At 66.9% G+C, this 762-nt stretch carries 1 protein-coding gene; it reads right to left on the bottom strand.

The annotated features are described in order from the left end of the window. Positions 1-762 (bottom strand): HD domain-containing phosphohydrolase (locus L6Q67_RS23660; RefSeq protein WP_296576008.1); only part of this gene is annotated, 762 nt, incomplete at both ends.

Here is a 762-nt window from a genome sequence, read left to right as displayed (position 1 = left end):
ATGTCCGGCAGGTCGCAGATGGCCTCGATCTCGTTGATCGAGTCGCGGGCCAGGATGACCTGATCGGCAATCCGCAGGAAGGCATCGACGAGACGCGGGTCGAACTGCTCGCCCCGCCGCTCGGCGATCATCGCCAGCGCCTGCTCGTCCGACATGGCCTTGCGGTAGCAGCGGTCCATCGTCAGCGAATCGAAGAAATCCGCCAGCCCGACGATCCGCCCGGCCAGCGGAATCGCCTCGCCCGCCAGCCCGAGGGGATAGCCGGCGCCGCAGTAGTGTTCGTGGTGGGACATCGAGATCTCGGCCGCCAGATCCATCACCGGCGACCGGAACGCCGACAGGATGCCGGCGCCGATGCGCGAATGCTCCCGCACCAGCTTCCACTCATCGATGGTCAGCGCGCCCGGCTTCGACAGGATGCTCTCGTGGATGCCGATCTTGCCGATGTCGTGGAGCTGGGCCGCATCGCAGATCAGCTCGCAGAAGTGCTCGGAGCAGCCGATCGCCTCGGCGATCATCCCCGCGATCACACCAATCCTGCGCATGTGCTGGCCGGCCTCGCCATCCTTCTCCTCGGCCGCCTTCGCCAGCTGGAACATGGCGTTCTGGTTTGACAGCTCGAGGGCGCGAAGCGCCTCGTCGCGCTGGGCGCGCAGTTGCTGAACCTCGGCCGAGAGGCGCTGCAGATGGATCTGCGCGTCGGCCTTCTCCCGCTGCTCCCGCTCCAGGCGCCGGCTCAGTTCGTCATGTCCCAGGACCAGA

The organism is Zoogloea sp. (assembly GCF_023150065.1).
GTDB lineage: Bacteria > Pseudomonadota > Gammaproteobacteria > Burkholderiales > Rhodocyclaceae > Zoogloea.
Note: the sequence above shows the minus strand (reverse complement) of the source record. Positions and strands in the feature narration are given on the sequence as shown.